The following is a 17,442-nucleotide window of genomic DNA, read 5'->3' on the forward strand; positions in this document are numbered from 1 at the left end:
GTAGCACTCGAAGAGGTTCTGACAGTGTTCAGAGCCTCTTAAATTTTCACTGAAGCATTACCTTAGGCCATTTTGATTATTCAGGTTCGCTCGCGGTTTGAAATTGAATTTGAATGAGATTAATTGCAAAAGGCCCTGGTTGCTTATCTGCTATCAATACCCCAACTTGCTTGATATCCCGTGCGGCAAGTTCAGGTGCATTATAGATAAGTCGTCCTCTAAACACTGCTTGGAAGTTGTTCAGGTCAAATACCATCTTCTGTTGTTGCCCCTTAACGGTCGAAAACTCGTGCTTGTAGGTAATTCGATTACCATTTTTCCATGTCGCGAGTCTCATTTGGTAAAGGCGACCATCACCGATAAATGCTAGTTCGACTCGATCCACCTCCGCAGGCAATGATTCTATGGGCCGGTTAATGGAACTAAAGCCACCATTATTAGCTAGTGATAACTCCCCTGAGAATAGACTAGACTGACCATCAAAAGTTATTTGCCCTTGTGAAATACCCCCCATCACGTTGTCATTGGTTGCTTGCCAGTGCTGGTGTTCACTAGGTTGTGTTAAGTCAATCATTATCGCCCCTGATGCAGATACTGTGTTTGTGAAGATGAAGGAAGCAACAAGCAAAATTAGTTTTCCCATGAATCACTCCTACTGCTGATTCGAGGCGAGCTATGCTCGTATTATCTTGTTTTTACTAGTTGTTACGATTTTACTCCTCTCATAGATCATCTTAAGCGATCATTGAAATCAATGAACACAATTCGGTATTCACAAATCATGCCCGTTGACTAAGTTCATGATCCTTTCCGATCTCTCTTGCGTTAAAGGTAAACCTAATACTAAGAGAATCGACCATGAACCATAACGCGATTATTAAGATTACGAATCTCAGGCTAAGAACGTATATCGGGTTTAATGAAGAAGAAAAACAAAAACAGCAAGACATCATTATCAATGCTGAAATCCATTATCCCGCAAATAACTTGTGCCTGAGCGATGATATTGAAAACGCCCTAAATTACAAAACCATCTGCAAAAACATCATCCACCACGTCGAGAACGGGAAATTCTTGTTACTGGAAAAACTCACTAGTGATGTGCTTGGTTTGTGTGTTGACCATCCATGGGTGAGTTATGCCCAAGTGACTATTGATAAACCCCACGCATTACGATTTGCCGATTCAGTCTCCCTAACATTGAATTATTTCACTGATGAAAGTGTAAGTGAGTAGCATGATGAATATCGAAGCAAAGCTGGTCAAACAGGCATTAATCCAGCAAGGGCTGGAAACCCCCATGTTACCCAACGAAATGAACCCCGAGCAAAAGTATGAGCGCATCAAAGGACTACTGACAGAGGTGATTGGAGTGCTCGGGTTAGATCTCAGGGATGATAGCCTTGCGAGAACGCCACACCGAATCGCTAAGATGTACGTAAATGAAGTTTTCTCTGGTCTCGACTACGACAACTTTCCCAACATATGCGTTATCGAAAACAAAATGCGTGTCGATGAGATGGTGAAAGTGTCGGACATCAGTCTCACTTCCACCTGCGAGCACCACTTTGTCACCATCGACGGTGTCGCAAAAGTCGCTTACTTACCAGAATCAAAAGTTATTGGCTTATCCAAAATCAACCGGATCGTGCGCTTCTTTGCCCAGCGCCCCCAGGTACAAGAGCGTTTGACTCAGCAGATTTTGGTCGCTGTTCAAACCTTAACTGAAACAGAAAATGTCGCAGTGACCATTGAAGCCACACACTACTGCGTGAAATCAAGAGGTGTGATGGATGTTAACTCTAGCACTACCACCACTGCACTAGGAGGCCAATTCAAAACCAACCCCCAAACTCGTGCGGAGTTCTTACAATGAGCAAAGTCGTCGTCATTACTGGGGTAGGAAAACGCCTAGGTTTTCAGTTGGCTCAGACACTTCTTCAGCAGGGATATCATGTTATAGGCACTTATCGTACTGATTATGCAGCCCTCTCTGAACTCAAAGAGCTTGGTGCCCAGTTACACCAAGTAGACTTTTATCAACAAGAGCAGGTTGACAGCTTTATCGCGATGTTGTCGCAGCGCTATCCTACGATTAGAGCCATTATTCACAACGCCTCAGATTGGATGCCAGACCCAATCAGCAAGGAAAACGCGCAGGTAAGTGCCGCTGAGGTATTGCAAAAAATGATGGGGATTCACGTTGCAATACCTTATCAAATCAACTTAGCCTTACAGGACCAACTAAGGGAAAATGGTCATGCTGATATCATTCATATTGGAGACTACGTGGCAGAGAAAGGCAGCAAGAAACACATTGCCTACGCCGCAAGTAAAGCGGCAATGAACAACCTAACCTTGTCCTTTGCTTCACTGCTCGCCCCCGAAGTCAAAGTTAATTCAATTTCACCAGCATTACTGAAGTTTAACCCCAAAGATGGTGATGCTTATAAAGAAAAAGTGCTCGCCAAGGCGTTACTGCCTAGGGAAGCCGGGTTCGACGAAATCATAGAGGCCGTTAGGATGCTGCTCAACAGCCGTTTCATAACTGGCAGAAATCTACAAATTGATGGTGGACGTCATTTGAAATAGTGGCCTTTTCCGTTAGGCAAAAAAAAGCTTCTCTTGCAGCAATCCAACAAGAGAAGCAAAACCAATGATGATAAAAATAATTGCCTTAAAGCTTAATCAAAGCCCGTGCATTATTGCAGAGGCGCATAATTAAACTAGATAATATTCACTATCACATACTGATGATTATATGATAGTCATTCTACACGCATAAAAAAGCTCGCTGGTATAGCGAGCTTTTGTAGCTTAAGTCAGTCGTTTACGACTGCTCACCCAAGTGCAACCAGGTTTCAACCACAGTATCAGGGTTCAAGGAAACCGAATCGATCCCCTGCTCCATCAGCCACTGGGCTAAATCATCATGGTCTGATGGCCCCTGGCCACAGATCCCAACGTATTTACCCGCTTTGTTTGCTGCTGTAATTGCCATTGCCAGCATTGCTTTGACCGCTTCGTTGCGCTCATCGAACATGTGGGCGATCTCACCGGAATCCCGGTCAAGCCCCAACGTCAACTGAGTCATGTCGTTTGAGCCGATCGAAAAGCCATCAAAATACTTGAGGAAGTCATCTGCCAAAATAGCATTCGATGGCAACTCACACATCATGATAACCTTGAGGCCATTCTCACCGCGACGCAGATCAAACTTAGCCAGCAAATCAATCACCGACGCCGCTTCGCTGACGGTACGGACAAACGGGATCATGATTTCAACGTTCTTCAATCCCATGGTTTCGCGAACACGCTTAATTGCTTCACATTCAAGGGCAAAACAATCTTGGAATTGCTCAGAAATATAGCGTGACGCACCACGGAAACCGATCATTGGGTTTTCTTCTGTCGGCTCAAAGCTCACTCCACCCACCAAGTTACGGTACTCGTTTGACTTGAAGTCAGACATACGAACGATAACGCGTTTTGGCCAGAAGGCCGCAGCCAATGTTGAGATCCCTTCAGTCAGCTTCTGGATGTAAAACTCAACCGGGTCAGGATAACCAATGATACGCTGGTCAATTTCTGCTTTCAGCTCGTCAGATTGTTGGTCGTAATTCAACAAGGCTTTCGGGTGGATACCGATCATCTTGTTGATGATAAACTCCAACCTTGCCAAGCCTACCCCTTCGTTAGGAATACAAGCAAAGTCGAATGCCCTGTCCGGGTTACCGACATTCATCATCACTTTGAGCGGTAGAACTGGTAAGTCGTCGACCTCTGAGCGGCGAATTTCAAAGTCCAGCTCACCTTCATAGATATAACCAGTTTCACCTTGCGCACAAGAGACCGTTACTTTCTGACCGGTTTGCAGTAAATCAGTCGCATTACCGCATCCGACAACCGCAGGGATCCCAAGCTCACGGGCAATGATTGCCGCATGACAAGTACGGCCACCGCGGTTGGTCACTATTGCCGCCGCTTTCTTCATTACCGGCTCCCAATCAGGGTCAGTCATGTCGGCCACCAGCACATCGCCAGTTTGTACCTGATCCATCTGGGAAAGATCGGATACCACGCGAACTTCACCACTACCGATACGCTGACCGATTGCACGACCTTCAATGAGCGCTTGACCAGTACCATTGAGGTGGAAACGCTCCATCACATTGGCATCATCACGCGAACGTACAGTTTCCGGGCGCGCCTGAACAATTAGTAGCTCACCAGTGATACCGTCTTTCGCCCACTCGATATCCATTGGTCGGCCATAGTGCTTCTCAATGATCATCGCTTGCTTCGCAAGGGATTCGATTTCTTGGTCTGTTAGAGAGAATTGCGATTGCTCTTCTTTGCTGGTATCAAGAATTTCAACTTGCTTACCCAGCGAAGTGTCTTCGGTGTAAACCATCTTCAATAGTTTAGAGCCGATAGTACGGCGCACTACGGCAGGGTTACCCGCCTGCAGCGTTGGCTTGTGGACATAGAACTCATCAGGGTTTACCGCCCCCTGAACAACCATTTCACCAAGCCCCCAAGAAGAAGTGATAAATACCACTTGGTCAAAGCCTGATTCCGTATCTAGGGTAAACATGACCCCGGAAGAGGCTTTATCCGAGCGAACCATTCGCTGGATACCTGCCGATAGCGCAACCCCTTTATGGTCAAAGCCCTGGTGGACACGGTATGAAATTGCACGGTCATTAAATAGCGAGGCGAAAACGTGTTTAACCGCTTCGATCACCGCATCAATACCACGTACATTGAGGAAGGTTTCTTGCTGGCCTGCAAATGAGGCATCTGGTAGGTCTTCTGCTGTTGCCGATGAGCGAACAGCCACTGACAGCATCTCGTCCCCCTGAGCCAACTCAAGGTAACACTCGCGAATATCCTGTTCCAGATCCTGTGGAAGCGGCGCTTCTAGAACCCAATTACGGATAGTCTCGCCAGCGTGCTGCAAGGCATGTACATCTTCAACATCAAGTTCATCCAGAAGCTTATAAATACGCTCGTTAAGCGAATTGGCTTCCAAGAACTGATTGAAGGCATGGGATGTTGTCGCATAGCCGTTAGGGACTTTTACGCCCGCATTAGCCAAGTTCGCCACCATCTCGCCTAGAGATGCATTCTTACCACCGACTTTATCAACATCGTTCATTGACAAAGCATCGTACCAAACAACATTCTGTTGCACGGCAATTCTCCTTATTGGATTCAACAGTTTAAAGCAGGTAACCCATTAGTAAACGATTGCTTTTTGCCACAAAAAAAAGCGAAAAATGTCCATTTTCAGAGCAAAAAGCTAATCATGTCTCCTTATATGTCCTTCACTGACGAATAATCCGCCTGCAAGCACAGTTACCCTGTAGGTTATTGTTATAAAATTAGATGCTAAAATTCTGTCAAATCTTTTTCATTTTCAATTGCTTGAAAACGTATATCTATATGCGATACAGCTGGATATACACACATACATAGACATTTTCCTATTCGAAGAACAGATACATAACGCTAAAGTCATACCCTGTAGCACCGAATTGCTATATTCAGTTTTCCATCTCTCATAAAAATTATCTAGCAAGTTATCAAAAAAATTTGAAGCGCATCAGGTTTTTGATCTAGCTCAACATTGGTAGGCTATCTGGGCCACCTAAGATAAGCGCACACATTTTACAACAATATCAACAACTTAAACACAAAGGTATAGACGTAAAGGCACTTTAATCATCATCGGTGAATTTATCGACATTTTAAATTCCCCATAAAAATTTCTGAAAAAAATTGCCCACAAAAACCGCCTTTGTAAACACCTCTAAAACAGTATGTGATCAAGACAAAAACAAGATTACAGCAAAGTGGGACATTGAATCTGGAAACTTGTATTGCAGATGATTATATTGAGTGCACTTATGCTTTTGGCTAAAAATAATTTCAAGGATTAAAATTTTCATGCAATCCAAGTCCAATTTTCGTGACGTGTTCTTTGTGTCTGACGGGACAGCTATCACCTCTGAAACCCTGGGCCACGCAGTCCTTGGCCAGTTTGATATCACGACGCGTCAAACTACCCTGCCCTTTGTTGAAAGCATTGAGCGTGCCAACAGTGTCAAACAACAGATAGATCGAGCTTTTGAAGAAACAGGGGTAGAGCCTCTCGTGTTCTACTCCATCGTACTGCCAGAGGTAAAATCGATCATTGAGCAGAGTAAGGCACATTTTTATGACGTACTAAATGCGCTTGTCGCCCCCCTAAGCGAAGATTTGCAGATGGCCCCGCAGCCCCAGTTGCAACGCTCCCACAGTATTGCCAAAGATGCAGATAGTTACCAAGACCGTATTGCAGCGATCGAGTACACCCTAGCCCATGATGACGGCGTATCGCTCAATAACCTAGACCAAGCAGATGTCATCCTGCTGGGTGTCTCACGATGCGGCAAAACACCGACCAGCCTCTATCTTGCAATGCAATTTGGGATCCGAGCGGTAAACTACCCGTTCATTGCTGAAGACATGAGCAAGCTGAGGCTCCCCAAAGCGATTGAGCCTTACCGCTATAAAACCTATGGCCTGACAATAGATACTGAGCGCTTGGTTGAGATCCGTCACGAGCGTTACGCCAATAGTCACTACGCCAGCATTGAGCAATGCGAGAACGAGTTAAGCAAAGTAGAAGCGATGTTCCGCCGAGAGGCCATTCCATACCTCAACACCAGCCGCCTCTCGGTTGAAGAAATCGCTACTCGCCTGCTCGATATTAGCGGTCTGAAACGTAAGATGTGCTAACACTTTTGAGTTAATTGTAAGCTAAACGCCTCAGTGATCTTTTATCGGCGAGTATTCTGTTTTTTGCTACTCGCCGCCCTTTTCAACGTGGTTTATCACTATCTCACCGCAAATTCTCAATGATGAGAGTTAAAAAAATACAACTATTCAATCACTTATTAATTTCTTATTTTTATCCCTATTATTCATCAAAAAATTATCAATTATTGAATATGCTTAATTTGAGCTTCAGAAAAATAATAACGAGGTTCCAAAATGATTAGGGTTGCGCTCACAGCATTATCAACAGTTTTTTTATTTGCTTGCGGTGGTGGTTCATCAAGTGATACACCAGAACCAACAGTTGTGACAATGGATGAAGTCAGTGTAAGAACGTTGGGTATTGACCTTATTAATTTATCAGGTGATACCGCAGACTTTTTTATAAAAGAATCAAGTGGAGGCAGTGACCTCTTTGATGAAAATAATAAAGTATACACCGTTAACAACGTTGACTCCTATTATCATGCCATTAGCTGGACCACAGCTTCACCGATGACGCTTGATATTGGTGCACAAGATACCAACACACAAACGTCTCAATCAACATCAGAAGATATACTTCTGAATAATAGGGAAAAGCTATGGGCTATCGCATGGAGCGATGAAGGTGAATTGACCCTGTCCACCACGGTTCAAGACCCTTCGCCTATTGAAGACAAATACCGGTTAAGATTATTTGCTATAGAAGATACGGTTGTAACAGTTAATTCTTCGGTAGTCACTGTTACAAATTTAAGCAAAGGTACATTTTCTAATCAGCTTGTTCTCGACAACTGTAATAACGAACTGATATTAGGTGCAAATCAAAGAAATATTTGTGATTTAGATATAGGGAAGTCTTATCTATTAATCGTTGATGGGGAAAATTGGCTGCTAGCAGCCGAAGAAGATAATATTATAAATTAAAATAATAAAACTATATTTTTAGGGTAATAATACAACAATAACAAACGCGCTTTGTATAATACGCAGGGAATGCCTACATAATATACGTCTGTCTTAACAGAGATACTAAAAAAATCTTATTTCATGGAAAGATAACTCTGTTAACCTGTTGATGGTTTTGGGGCAAACGCAAAAAATACCGTAGGCAGCGGTGGCATCAGCCCCGGCATTTATGCCGGGGCTTTCTTTATCTAGTGAATCACAAATTAACGCTTATTTTGCTTCCGCAACCGCCATTTGCTCTTCGTCAGATTTCTTCAAGAATGCATAGGTCACGCCAGTCACTACCGTACCTGCAGCAATAGCAACGAGGTACATCAGCACAGGTGTAATCGCATTCGGGATGAACAGCACAAACAAACCTCCATGCGGCGCCATCAACTTAGCACCAAACAGCATTGATAGCGCGCCAGTTAATGCACCACCCGCCATACAGCTTGGGATTACACGCATTGGATCGCGAGCTGCAAACGGAATCGCACCTTCAGAAATAAAACATAGGCCCAATACAAATGATGCTTTACCCGCCTCTGCTTCACTAGCGTTGAACTTACGCTTCGCCAAGAAAGTCGCCAAACCCATACCGAGAGCTGGAACCATACCCGCAGCCATTACTGCTGCCATTGGCGCATAAGTCTGAGAGGCTAGCAAGCCAACACCAAAGGTATATGCCGCTTTGTTTACTGGGCCACCCAAGTCGAAACACATCATACAGCCAAGGATAATACCCAGCAGTACGGCGTTTGCAGAGCCCATATTATTCAAGAAATCAGTCAGGCTAGTCATCGCTGTTGATACCGGGCCACCAACGACGTAAATCATGATAAGGCCAGTCACCAAGCTTGATAGCAATGGAATGATCAAAATTGGTTTCAGCGCTTCCATGGATTGCGGCAGCTTAACGTGGTCTGCCACAAACTTGGCACTGTAACCGGCAAGGAAACCGGCAACGATACCACCAAGGAAACCTGCGCCAGTCGAGCTTGCCAGCATACCGCCAATCAAACCCGGAGCCAGGCCCGGACGGTCAGCAATCGAGAAGGCAATGAAGCCAGCCAGCACTGGAACCATCAAAGCAAACGCTGAACCCCCACCGATAGTCATCAGTGCAGCAGCCAGGGTACCCTCTTGTTCGAATGCGGTAATACCGAACACAAATGAAAGAGCAATAGAAAGACCACCTGCAACAACGAGCGGCAGCATATGCGACACACCTGTCATCAAGTGTTTATAGGCACCTGTTTTCTCTTGCTTAGCTTCACCTTCCGATGATGAGCCTGCCTGGTGCTGATACGGCGTGGCTGTCGCAAACGCTTTTTCAAACTCTTCGGTTGTTTTCTTTAAGGCTGCACCTGTGCTGGTTTTATACAGCTTCTTGCCAGCAAAGCGAGACAGATCAACCTCAATGTCAGCAGCAATGATCACCAAATCAGCGGCAGCAATTTCTTCTGCGGTCAGCTGGTTCTTAGCGCCTACAGAGCCACGGGTTTCAACCTTGATTTGATGCCCCTGACGCTTACCCTCTTCTTCCAGTGCTTCTGCTGCCATAAAAGTGTGTGCCACACCGGTTGGGCAAGCTGTAATTGCTACAATCTTCTTCGCAGCAGAATCACTGCGGTCTGCTGTGGCAGCACCTGCTGCACTTACAGTAGTCACTTCGGATAGCACAGTCGCTTGGCTAATTGCCTGTGAAAGCGCGGCTTTCGGATCGGCCAGTACGTCTTCGATTGCAACCTGGGATAGCTTTTTGCCTTTGAAACGGGTTGTATCTACCGCGGTACTCGCGGCAACGACAATACAATCAGCTTCGTCAATGACAGTTTGGCTCAGTGCCTTCACTGGTACCACTGATGACTGGCACTCTATTGCTGCTGTCCATTTTAGTTCTGCTGCTGCTTTTTCAATCAAGCCAGCGGCAATAATGCTATTTGCAATACCACTTGGGCATGCTGTTATTACTGCAATTTTCATTTCAATACCCTCTGATCCGAATCAGCTCTTCACGTTATTTACTTGGACATTTTCTTTTACTTTCAGAACTTGGTTGATATCTTCAACCCCGACGCCAACCTGGCTTACCGCCAGTGCCGACAGTGCTGTGGCAAAGCCTAATGTTTCTTCTTTGTTCCACTGGTTAAGCTGTCCCCAGCACAAACCAGCAACTAATGTATCCCCTGCACCAACGGTACTTACAACGTCCATTTTTGGCGGCTGGGAGCGAAGCCACCCTTCGCTGTTAAGCCACATCACACCTTCAGCACCGAGTGATACCACTACGTTGGCAATACCCTTGGCTGAAAGTTGCTCTGCCGTTGCCAGCAAGTCATGCTGTGAACTCAGCTCGCGCCCTGCCCAGTCAGCCAGTTCTTCGTCATTTGGCTTCACCAGCCAAGGTGAGGCATCCAAGCCCGCAGCCAATGCCGCTTTGCTGCTATCAAAGAAAACTTGCTTACCGTTGTCATGCAGCCATTGAATCCAAGCCGCACATTGCTCAGGAGTAATGCCGCGAGGTAGGCTACCGGCAATCACAAATACGTCATGGCTTTCAGCCAAGCTTTTCAGTGCGGTTTCAAACGCCGCCAAATCTTGCTCGCTCACTTCCACGCCCGGGAAGTTGATGTCACTGACTCGGCCATCCTGTTCGACCAACTTGACGTTGATACGACTGGCACCTTTCACACGAACAAAGGCATCTTTTGCGCCCAGAGCATCAAAGAGCTGGCAAAATGGTTCTTGGTTATCCCCCCCAAGCAAGCCGGTTACGGTCACGTCCGCGCCCAGTTCAGCCAGCACTTTGGCAACGTTGACGCCTTTACCCGCAGGGTGAAGTGTTCCCGTATTGACCAGATTGACGGTGCCCGGGTTCAGTGACTCAAGGCTACCCGTTAGGTCTAATGCCGGGTTGAGTGTCACTGTCACAACTTTCAGCTGTGAATTACTTGTCTGAGTCATGGCTATTTACCCTCACCAAGGCCGTCAGCAATCGCCTGGCCAATTGCTGCCAAAGCTGCATCAGCATCGTCGCCTTGCGCTGTGAACTGCAATTCGTGGCCTTGCTTAACACCCAAAGCAATCACTTTCATCAAGCTCTTGGCATTGACGGCTTTACCCTCGCCGTTAAGGTTGGAAACCAAAATGTTACTGTTAAATTTCTTGGCAACACTCACCAACATCGCGCCAGGGCGGGCATGCAAACCGTGCGGATTGCGGATCTTGTAGACTTCGGTATTACCTTCTAGCGCTTCTTCGGTTAGGAGCGTCACGACCTGATCGGCCGACGTGTTGAACAACTTGCTCGCTTGGTTCTTAAATAGCAGTTGTGCCAGGTAGTTCATGTTGTTGACATGGGCACCATTACACGCTGCCACAAACAAGAGACCTTTGACTGGAGAGCCTGATTCTTCAAAAGAATCCGCTGGGGTAACAAATGACAAAGCAGTACGGCTGACGCCTTTGTGGCTTTTTGCAACCCACAAGCCTTGGCCTAGATGCGTCGCCCCAGAGGCAATTGCATCGGCAACAGTTTCGTTTGTTGCTGATTGGTGATTTTTCACCAAGCCAGCGGCTACCGCAGTCAACTGAACAAGATCGGTGGCAGGAAAAGAAAGCTGAACAAAACTTTCATCAAAGTCTGCTTCTAGCTGCGCTTCGCCATTTAAAATTGCAATAAGCCCTTCAGCGCTATCACTCGTCTTCAGTTTGTCCTCAACACCATCAGCGGAAAGCACCTTGGTTAGCTGCTTTAGAATGCCTAGATGCTCATCAGATTTAGCGGCAATACCAATAGCAAGGTAAACCGTTTTGTCATCTCCCCAGTTAACACCCTGCGGAAAATGATGAACCCTTACACCAGTCTCTTTCACCAAACCACGGGTATCGGTTGTCCCGTGAGGAATTGCGATGCCGTTGCCAAGAAATGTTGAGTTCTGAGCTTCGCGATCCAGCATGCCGTTGACATAGCCGGTTTCGACCAAGCCTTGTTGTTCCAGGCCCGCAGCAATCGCCTTGATGGCTTCCTGCTTATCCGCTGCTGATTGTTTAAGCTGAATATCTTTTGTTGAGAGTGACAGCATGTGTTTACTCCAGTTTCGTTAAACCTGGTGAAGGCCGATGGCCTTCTCTCCCCGTCTACACAAATATAAACCTAAATGACCAACTTGATTTCTTGCTGACTGAATCGATTCATCTATTGGTCAAAATAAAATTTCAGCACAATCTAGTTCAAAGTTATATCGCTGCTGAAACCATTCAGCTGACATGCTGAATGGTTTCAGCTAATATTGCAAATGTGCTTAGAAGATCATGAGTGTTTTTATGATCCGCCGCACAAAACAATGGCCATATACCTAGGTAATCTGGATATAACGCGCATATTATTGACCAAGCCGCCCCTTTCTGTTCTGGATATGAACCAGTAGAATGAAGGCGTCCGCTAACTGTAACCAACAAGAATCAGAATGAAGCTAGATGAAATAGCAAAGCTTGCCGGCGTATCCCGTACAACAGCCAGCTACGTGATCAACGGTAAAGCGCAGAAATACCGGATCAGCGAAAAGACCCAGCAAAAAGTCATGGCTGTTGTGAATGAACATAACTTCCGTCCCGACCATGCAGCTACATCACTACGTGCAGGGAGCAGCCGCTCATTCGGCTTGATCATTCCTGATCTTGAAAACAGCAGTTATGCCAAACTAGCAAAGCTGCTGGAAAGTAATGTGCGAAAAGCAGGCTACCAGCTGATTATCTCATGCTCTGATGATGACGCTGACACTGAAATGAAGGTGGCTGAAACCCTACTAAGCCGCCGTATTGATGCATTGATTGTGGCCAGTGCCCTGCCGACCGATAGCGACTTTTATCAACGCATTCAAACCGGTGGCGTACCGGTTATTGCCATTGACCGCGCAATGAATGATGAAATGTTCGCCAGTGTAATCAGTGAAGATCTGGACGGTGCCTTTGATCTTACCCTGAGCTTGTTGGAAAAAGGGGTCGAGAGTATCGGGCTTGTCGGTGCGGTTCCTGAACTGGGCGTTTCCAAAGAACGTGAACAAGGCTTTCTATCAGCAATCCGTTCTCATAGCACCAAAAAACAAACAACTGAAGCCAAGATTTTGATTGCCAATGGTGATCACTTCAGCCAACAGCAAGGGCAGCAGCAGGTTCAACACTGGATTGACAACGGGTGCATGCCAGACGCTATTCTTGCCACCTCTTACACCCTGTTCGAAGGCGTGCTCGATTGCTTACTGGCGAATCCGGACTTAATGCAAAAAACCCACCTTGCCACCTTTGGTGATAACCGCTTACTGGATTTCTTACCCATCAAAATCCAATCGCTCCCTCAGCAGTTCGAACTCATTGCCGATAACGCACTGGAGCTAGCTCTAAACGCCATTGCCGGTCGCTACCGTACAGGTGTGGAAGTGATCCCTCGAAAAATTAAGCGTCGCTAGCACTACTCCATCAAACTATATAAACAAACCATACATAAACAAAAGCCCAAGCAGCAGAGCTTGGGCTTTCTGTCTTGAGACTAGTCAATTCTGGCATCAAACCATATAGCGCTTAACCGCAACCTTGCCTAATCGATACAAGCGCTTCGCTTGTTGGGTTAATGCCTCACTTTTGTGCTCTAACCTTCGTCGATTAAGCTGGGTATTCACCCCTTCTTGAAAAGCAGCCAATAATGCTTCAGCTAGGCTATCCATATTGTAAGGTTGGTCATTCGGTGGCATAGCCACCACTACTGCATCATCAGGCAATAGCTGCTCGGTATTGTAGTCCAATGCCGCTTTAATGGTTTTGCCCTTGGGTGATTGTGTCGTGGCGAGATCGTAAGGCGGCTGCCACTCCATTGCTGGCGATAAGCGATCCACCTGATTAAGTACCATAATGACTTTCGGCTTCTTTCGGCTACGATTACCTTCCTGCTGATAATACTCTTCGAATTGTTGGCGCAAGATCGCATCACTTTTTCTGGCTGGCTGGTTGGCCTTAAGTACCCACAACACAATATCGCTCTGGGCCATCTGTTTGGCCAACAGCTTGTTGGTCGATTCTGTCCCATCGATACCCGGCAAATCAACCAGGTGAATAATATCAATCCCATCAACATAACAACGGTGAAGAACCATGTTTTCCGTCGAGGGGATAGCACTCACCTCTGCCACCATATTACCGACAAAGGTGTTCACCAACGACGATTTGCCCGCACTAACCTGGCCAACAATCGCGACCCGAAGCGGTTCTAGCTCCTCGGCAAAATGAGCACTATCAGGTTCGCTGCTCTTCAACTCGCCTTCAGCGGCTTTATACCGACCGCTATATAAGTCAATGGCTACAGACAAGACCTCCTGAAGGAGAACTTTTTTCAACGTAAGCTGTACTTCTTCATTCACCTCGTCAAATAGGCGCCCAAGTAGTTGCCCCCTCGCCTCAGCGATCAAGCCTGCAGGTGTCATCGCCCGGAACACTCGGTACACATCATAAGCCTTTTTCGCTATCCCTAATTTATCTTTATGTTGATAACCTTGCTGGAGATGCGACAGCTTCAGGGTCTCTGCAAATGGCACATGGCTAAGTAGAAAATGACGGTAACGATGACTCACTTTCTCTAACATCAGAAGAAATTCTGGTGCCGTGAATGACAGGGCTTTGGTATCACGCTCTGGGTAATATTGGCTGGCAACCTCCATAGACAAGGCCAAGGCGTGCTCTCTTAAGTCAGCCCAATTATCGCCTCTAGCGAGGTAATGACCTATCTCGGGATTAAGGGTATCCCAAACCTTGCGGTCAAACTCTCCCCACTCACCTGATGGCGCGACATCATAGTCGCCTTCAAGTTGCCCTGCTTCACCAGAAGCATTTCGCCCAGTTTCACCAGAAGCGCTTCGCCGAATATTCCGCAGCCAAATGGCACCAACAATGACCATCAAGGATGACAAAGCGACCAAGGCGGACAAGAACAACCAATGGTCAGCCTCAATAATCTTAACCAGCCCCCAGCCAGCCAAAACCAACACAGGGATGATCATCGATGCAAAGAACAAAGGTAGAAATCCGGCCGAAAAGCGGCTCATCAGGCTGACACTATTGATTGTCTTTTTCATGGCTTTCCTTTGCCTGTTTTAAAGCTTGTTCGAAAATTAGGCGAATATCGGCCTCATCAACCGGCTCTCCCCGGCTGATATGGTAGAGGTATTTACACCCAGCCCGACCGATTGCGTAAGTCATAGCAAAACTGATCGCCACAGCAACGGCACTACCAACCGTTTGTCCATAAACCGGAATGAATTTTGCCAGCTGGCGAACGCCCAGTTTGGTGGCATATTTCAGAGCAAAGCTACTACCTAATAACCCAGCGAACTCGGTAAAGCGCTTTCGGTTCCACTCCACCCCATATTGCCGCGCCAAACTGTGTAGCATCTTGCCCTGAAGTGCGGGAACAGACACCAGCCCTACTCCTGGCAAAGCATCTGAGGCGGCAGCACTGCCTGCATACCACATCACTTCTTGTTGTAACCTTTGAAAGTTTCCATGTTCTGCATCACCATGCTGTTTTGCCTGCTGCATTAGCTGAATGATTGGCAGCAGCTCTGCCAGCTGTTTATTTAATGCCGTTAAGCCAAATGGCTCTTCGTTATGTGTTGAAACGCTATCCGTCGATTTTTCATGGAAATCTACGTTCACCGACATCAATGTAGTGCCCCAGACCTTTTCCACTTGATCTTGGTTATGGAAAATCGCTTGAAGGCGCTGCTCTGGGTCGGTAATGGACAAACAAGCCGTATGAACCAATAGCAAGCTATCTATCCGCCCATCTTTGCGGATTTTCTTGAGTGCAGCTAACACATCACTTTGCTCTGGCTCTTCGGCTTTCATGACAATAACCAATGCATGACTTTGAGCCTGACAGGCTTCTATATCATCAGAAGGGTCATAATCAGTCTCTGATAAGCCACGAGTGTCAAGGAATCGCAATACCGGGTTGTCAGCCGGAAATGCGTATTCGACAGCAGTTTGGGTACAAGGTTGAAAACCATTGCCCACCTCAACAAGCTCGTTGCCAGTTACGGTTGCAACAAGCGTCGACTTACCAGCCCCGGTTTTACCCAACAACCACAATGTAGGTAGGGATGACTCCCACTGCTGGTTGGCGGCTTGTAGTGCCGGATCCTTATCTGGATTGATATACTGGAAAATATTCTTAAAAAACTGCTGCATCCATACCTCGGAGCCTACTACATAACGCGATGATACATGGCACCCATTTGAGTGGCAAAGCATAAAGCACAAGGTGCATATTAACCTACGTAAGAAAGTCTGCCTCAACAATGAGAATTTGATGGTATTTTTTTGTTTTTCTTTAACTATTTTGTCACTGTCAAAAAAATGACTATTTTTTTATGAACTTTTTCATACGCTTATCATTAATTAGTTTATATAACTTTTTTGCTGTCTTGATGTTTGTTTTTATTGTTCTAAATTTAAGAATGTAAGCGCGACTTGACATGCTAAGAAAAAAGGAAGAGTTGATGTCCAGCGGTCATTTTAAGCAAATTTATTTCATATGTGATTCAAGTCTTCAATCATGTTTGTTTAAGGACTTCCTCGAGAAATCCCTTAATAAAAATATTGAACTGACAACATTTGACAAATTCACATCTAGATCCTACGGGAAATCAGATTCTGCTCTTGTCATTGTTGATTTCACTTTTATCACTGAAGAAAAGTACCATTTGTACTACAACTTCGTTACAACAAATGAATTAGAAACCAAAGAGATATTAATTAATACGCCTAAGGATACTGACTACAAAACATTGTTAGGATGGCCAAATATTACCGGCGTTTTTTATTCCGATAACAGTTTGGACATTGTTGAAAAAGGTATGCAATGTATTCTAGATGGTGAAATGTGGCTTAGCCGAAGCCTGAGTCAGAAGATCATTCTATCTTACAGAAACCGTTCACAACTTAAATTCAACATAAAGCCAAGGACTAACCTAACAACACGTGAAAAAGAAATCCTTGATTTACTGATACTAGGAGAATCAAACGAACAAATAGCCGCGAGTCTGTTTGTCAGCGAAAACACAGTTAAGTCACACCTACATAATGTATTTAAGAAAATTAATGCGAAGAATCGTGTTCAAGCATTTATGTGGGCAAAAAATAATTATTACAACGACATGCCGATATGAAAAAGTTATTTATATCAATAATTTCAACAACGCTGCTTTTGTCCAGTGCGAGTTCCGCTAATGAGAACAAACCATTAGAAAACGGACCTCCTTTAGAAAGTAAAGACAGCCTTGAAACTCTTGATAGCCTAACTGAAATTGATGGCATTATTGTTGACCGTACCTTTACCCACTTGGGTGAGCAATTTTATTCTCTATTCTCTCAGAAAATGAGTGATAGATTTGAGAATCTAGCAGAAAACTTAACGGTCAAAGAACGGCCTACAGCACTGAGCGGCAGTATTATGAGCGTATATCACCGCCAGAATTTGATATATCGCACCGCAATATCGCCAGGCCGTGCACAAATAGAACAAAAAGTTAACGATGCCGTAAGTGCAATCAGTACTTATGTCGTCCGCTGGAAAATTGAACGTTACCTGAAAGATACTTTTGATGTTGATCATGATGAAATTTAAGGGAC

15 protein-coding genes are annotated in these 17,442 nt (G+C 45.6%); 8 read left to right on the forward strand and 7 right to left on the reverse strand.

Translation table 11 applies throughout. The features are described from left to right. Window positions 1-76 precede the first annotated feature (76 nt). Window positions 77-574: a CIA30 family protein gene (locus ACXAGQ_RS27590; RefSeq protein ID WP_475258363.1), complete on the reverse strand. Its 498-nt coding sequence runs from the start codon at window positions 572-574 to the stop codon at window positions 77-79. A gap of 284 nt (window positions 575-858) precedes the next feature. Between ACXAGQ_RS27590 and folX the strand changes: the two genes are divergently transcribed. From folX to folM, 3 genes are read left to right on the forward strand one after another with little or no spacing between them, the layout of a single operon-like run. Then, window positions 859-1,236 (forward strand): dihydroneopterin triphosphate 2'-epimerase, encoded by a 378-nt coding sequence (gene folX / locus ACXAGQ_RS27595; RefSeq protein ID WP_475258284.1) that lies wholly within the window; start codon window positions 859-861, stop codon window positions 1,234-1,236. Window position 1,237: 1 nt separating this feature from the next. Then, window positions 1,238-1,876 (forward strand): GTP cyclohydrolase I FolE, encoded by a 639-nt coding sequence (gene folE / locus ACXAGQ_RS27600; protein ID WP_475258285.1) that lies wholly within the window; start codon window positions 1,238-1,240, stop codon window positions 1,874-1,876. After that, complete coding sequence (gene folM / locus ACXAGQ_RS27605; RefSeq protein ID WP_475258287.1) at window positions 1,873-2,592, forward strand: dihydromonapterin reductase; 720 nt, start codon at window positions 1,873-1,875, stop codon at window positions 2,590-2,592. Before folE ends, folM begins: the two co-directional genes overlap by 4 nt. A 238-nt stretch (window positions 2,593-2,830) precedes the next feature. On the opposite strand, the gene ppsA is transcribed toward folM, so the two are convergent. Then, a complete protein-coding gene (gene ppsA, locus ACXAGQ_RS27610; RefSeq protein ID WP_475258289.1) occupies window positions 2,831-5,197 on the reverse strand; it encodes a phosphoenolpyruvate synthase in 2,367 nt (788 codons plus the stop codon). 755 nt (window positions 5,198-5,952) lie between these two features. Here ppsA and ppsR point away from each other — a divergent pair. Beyond that, on the forward strand, window positions 5,953-6,786 hold the full coding sequence (gene ppsR / locus ACXAGQ_RS27615) for a posphoenolpyruvate synthetase regulatory kinase/phosphorylase PpsR (protein WP_475258291.1): 834 nt from the start codon (window positions 5,953-5,955) through the stop codon (window positions 6,784-6,786). 255 nt (window positions 6,787-7,041) lie between these two features. Next, window positions 7,042-7,734 (forward strand): hypothetical protein, encoded by a 693-nt coding sequence (locus tag ACXAGQ_RS27620; protein WP_475258292.1) that lies wholly within the window; start codon window positions 7,042-7,044, stop codon window positions 7,732-7,734. A 252-nt stretch (window positions 7,735-7,986) separates the two neighbouring features. Here ACXAGQ_RS27620 and fruA read toward each other — a convergent pair whose 3' ends face one another. The 3 genes from fruA to fruB are packed head-to-tail and all read right to left on the reverse strand — an operon-like array spanning window position 7,987 to window position 11,846. Next, window positions 7,987-9,744, reverse strand: coding sequence for a PTS fructose transporter subunit IIBC (fruA, locus tag ACXAGQ_RS27625; RefSeq protein ID WP_475258294.1), 1,758 nt, complete (start codon window positions 9,742-9,744; stop codon window positions 7,987-7,989). 21 nt (window positions 9,745-9,765) lie between these two features. After that, on the reverse strand, window positions 9,766-10,725 hold the full coding sequence (gene pfkB / locus ACXAGQ_RS27630; RefSeq protein WP_475258296.1) for a 1-phosphofructokinase: 960 nt from the start codon (window positions 10,723-10,725) through the stop codon (window positions 9,766-9,768). A 2-nt stretch (window positions 10,726-10,727) separates the two neighbouring features. Further along, a complete protein-coding gene (fruB, locus tag ACXAGQ_RS27635) occupies window positions 10,728-11,846 on the reverse strand; it encodes a fused PTS fructose transporter subunit IIA/HPr protein (protein ID WP_475258298.1) in 1,119 nt (372 codons plus the stop codon). Window positions 11,847-12,230: 384 nt separating this feature from the next. On the opposite strand from fruB, the gene cra reads away from it, so the two are divergent. Next, on the forward strand, window positions 12,231-13,229 hold the full coding sequence (cra, locus tag ACXAGQ_RS27640; protein WP_475258299.1) for a catabolite repressor/activator: 999 nt from the start codon (window positions 12,231-12,233) through the stop codon (window positions 13,227-13,229). Window positions 13,230-13,325: 96 nt separating this feature from the next. Here the strand turns inward: cra and ACXAGQ_RS27645 are convergent, their stop codons facing one another. Then, window positions 13,326-14,885 carry a GTPase family protein gene (locus ACXAGQ_RS27645; RefSeq protein ID WP_475258301.1) on the reverse strand — a complete coding sequence of 520 codons (1,560 nt, stop codon included), beginning with the start codon at window positions 14,883-14,885 and terminating at the stop codon, window positions 13,326-13,328. Then, on the reverse strand, window positions 14,866-15,999 hold the full coding sequence (locus tag ACXAGQ_RS27650; RefSeq protein WP_475258302.1) for a YcjF family protein: 1,134 nt from the start codon (window positions 15,997-15,999) through the stop codon (window positions 14,866-14,868). Before ACXAGQ_RS27650 ends, ACXAGQ_RS27645 begins: the two co-directional genes overlap by 20 nt. A gap of 311 nt (window positions 16,000-16,310) precedes the next feature. Here ACXAGQ_RS27650 and ACXAGQ_RS27655 point away from each other — a divergent pair, with 311 nt between their 5' ends. Both ACXAGQ_RS27655 and ACXAGQ_RS27660 read left to right on the forward strand, forming a co-directional pair. Next, window positions 16,311-16,979, forward strand: a complete 669-nt coding sequence (locus ACXAGQ_RS27655) for a LuxR C-terminal-related transcriptional regulator (RefSeq protein WP_475258304.1) — start codon at window positions 16,311-16,313, stop codon at window positions 16,977-16,979. Continuing rightward, complete coding sequence (locus tag ACXAGQ_RS27660; protein ID WP_475258305.1) at window positions 16,976-17,437, forward strand: CsgE family curli-type amyloid fiber assembly protein; 462 nt, start codon at window positions 16,976-16,978, stop codon at window positions 17,435-17,437. Before ACXAGQ_RS27655 ends, ACXAGQ_RS27660 begins: the two co-directional genes overlap by 4 nt. The last annotated feature ends 5 nt before the right edge of the window (window positions 17,438-17,442 follow it).

The organism is Photobacterium sp. ABD4_091, assembly GCF_056160145.1.

What these genes read in the sequence shown, in the direction of transcription:
- folE (WP_475258285.1), top strand. Translation starts at nt 1,238, where the DNA reads ATGATGAATATCGAAGCAAAGCTGGTCAAACAGGCATTAATCCAGCAA.
- ACXAGQ_RS27645 (WP_475258301.1), bottom strand. Translation starts at nt 14,885, where the DNA reads ATGAAAAAGACAATCAATAGTGTCAGCCTGATGAGCCGCTTTTCGGCC.
- fruB (WP_475258298.1), bottom strand. Translation starts at nt 11,846, where the DNA reads ATGCTGTCACTCTCAACAAAAGATATTCAGCTTAAACAATCAGCAGCG.
- pfkB (WP_475258296.1), bottom strand. Translation starts at nt 10,725, where the DNA reads ATGACTCAGACAAGTAATTCACAGCTGAAAGTTGTGACAGTGACACTC.
- ACXAGQ_RS27655 (WP_475258304.1), top strand. Translation starts at nt 16,311, where the DNA reads ATGTCCAGCGGTCATTTTAAGCAAATTTATTTCATATGTGATTCAAGT.
- ACXAGQ_RS27660 (WP_475258305.1), top strand. Translation starts at nt 16,976, where the DNA reads ATGAAAAAGTTATTTATATCAATAATTTCAACAACGCTGCTTTTGTCC.
- ACXAGQ_RS27590 (WP_475258363.1), bottom strand. Translation starts at nt 574, where the DNA reads ATGATTGACTTAACACAACCTAGTGAACACCAGCACTGGCAAGCAACC.
- cra (WP_475258299.1), top strand. Translation starts at nt 12,231, where the DNA reads ATGAAGCTAGATGAAATAGCAAAGCTTGCCGGCGTATCCCGTACAACA.
- ppsR (WP_475258291.1), top strand. Translation starts at nt 5,953, where the DNA reads ATGCAATCCAAGTCCAATTTTCGTGACGTGTTCTTTGTGTCTGACGGG.
- folX (WP_475258284.1), top strand. Translation starts at nt 859, where the DNA reads ATGAACCATAACGCGATTATTAAGATTACGAATCTCAGGCTAAGAACG.
- ACXAGQ_RS27650 (WP_475258302.1), bottom strand. Translation starts at nt 15,999, where the DNA reads ATGCAGCAGTTTTTTAAGAATATTTTCCAGTATATCAATCCAGATAAG.
- fruA (WP_475258294.1), bottom strand. Translation starts at nt 9,744, where the DNA reads ATGAAAATTGCAGTAATAACAGCATGCCCAAGTGGTATTGCAAATAGC.
- folM (WP_475258287.1), top strand. Translation starts at nt 1,873, where the DNA reads ATGAGCAAAGTCGTCGTCATTACTGGGGTAGGAAAACGCCTAGGTTTT.
- ACXAGQ_RS27620 (WP_475258292.1), top strand. Translation starts at nt 7,042, where the DNA reads ATGATTAGGGTTGCGCTCACAGCATTATCAACAGTTTTTTTATTTGCT.